The sequence below is a fragment of the Sunxiuqinia indica genome (genome assembly GCF_009847015.1).
Classification (GTDB): domain Bacteria; phylum Bacteroidota; class Bacteroidia; order Bacteroidales; family Prolixibacteraceae; genus Sunxiuqinia; species Sunxiuqinia indica.
Genome location: NZ_WVEM01000037.1, coordinates 1 through 1,479, shown reverse-complemented (window position 1 = coordinate 1,479; position 1,479 = coordinate 1). Strand labels below are relative to the sequence as shown.

General features: G+C 36.8%; 1 protein-coding gene and 1 pseudogene. Both read right to left on the bottom strand.

What is annotated here, in order from left to right; genetic code table 11:
* Nucleotides 1-379 (bottom strand): annotated as a pseudogene (locus GR929_RS21720) (hypothetical protein); the annotation flags it as partial.
* A gap of 458 nt (nucleotides 380-837) precedes the next feature.
* The gene (locus GR929_RS21715; protein WP_159523927.1) at nucleotides 838-1,107 is read right to left on the bottom strand and encodes a restriction endonuclease subunit S domain-containing protein; all 270 of its coding nucleotides are present in this window, start codon (nucleotides 1,105-1,107) and stop codon (nucleotides 838-840) included.
* Nucleotides 1,108-1,479: the final 372 nt, after the last annotated feature.

Below are 1,479 nucleotides of genomic sequence, written 5' to 3'. Positions count from 1 at the left end.
TTCTTAATTCGGTCAGGGAAACCTGACATCTCTTTATAGCCAACTTGGCGGTGTTCAGCAGACGATCAGAAGTCGTCGCAATTTGGTGCAAATCATCTTCTAACTCAATGATAACATGGGAGTACTGTTCCATACTAAAAAAACGATGAATCAAATTAAACGGGAAAAAGAATCCAATCATAAAAAAAATGATTGGACGAAAAGAAGTATCAACCAACTGGCTGATTGGATGGTCGTAGAGAATGATCACAAATGCACCCAATTCGATATATGGAAATCGGGCAGGTATTTCAATCCAATGTTTTTCGGCGATTTTTCCTAATTCAGACGAAACGAATCGCCTCAATGCGATTTCGCCAAAATAATTCTGCTTTAACACATTTGAAAAATCGACCTTTTTTACCCTGAATCCCTAAAGGGAAAGATCGATTTTTCAGCTTTCTCCCTTCAGGGGCGGGGTGAAAAAGCTGAATAATCTTTATCTATATTGAATCTGTTAAAGTAGAAATAATGTTCGCGATTTTGGGTGCAAATAGTAATAAAATAGGCTCCCGCGTTGGCATAATTCCACTAGGACGCCCGTGCCGATGGGATGCGGTATTTATTCTGAAATTTGTCCATTCTATCCTACAGTCACATATTCCTCAAAGTAGGCTGTCAATGCCATGTCTAAATGTGGTTTTGCGCACAGACCGCTTAATGGCTATTTTCCGTTATAAACGACGACCAGCTAGCCCCTTGCTACCGCTAACGCTAAGGGGCAGGCTGATAAAATTTAAATTCTGTAGAATTACACACAGATCACAGATCGGCGCGAGCAAGGGCTTGACCGTGTGATCACGGAATCTTAAATTCTAACAGATTTTCTTTACTTATTAGTCTTGCGCATACTCCATGAGAATACGCCTCAAACCATTTTTTTCCATAATCAGAATCAAGCGCATTCAGAAAAGGTTGAATAAACTGTGGAGGCATAGAAACTCTAAAAACACAGTCTGATATCTCTATGGTTTCATTTTCAATCAAACAGAATTTACCTATAACTCTTGACCCTACTCTTGCAACCAAGACATCATCTTTTCTAGCAAAAGATTTATCAAAATTCATTGATTTCTCAGGAAATGAAATCCTCTTATTTTTAAAATCAGATGTGTGAAAAAAAGAATCCCCTTTTTTTTTAGTTCGTTCAAAAAATCACCAATAATTAAGCGGCCATAGTTCCGAAATACAATAGTTCATTGACATGTTGACGATTTTTGATTGAGTTCGGGTTAATAGCGAACAGGCGAAAAAATCTTGATATCATTAAGGTATTATGAAACAAGATCTTGTAATACCAATTTAACTTACAAATGCCGCATTGAAATTATCTAAGTATTTTTTATTGTGGGTGATTGACATTATTTGTTTTTCGGTCATTTATTTTACACTTTCAGCTAGCCAATCTTTAAGGTTCTTCATGGTTTCAAAAGTTTGGTT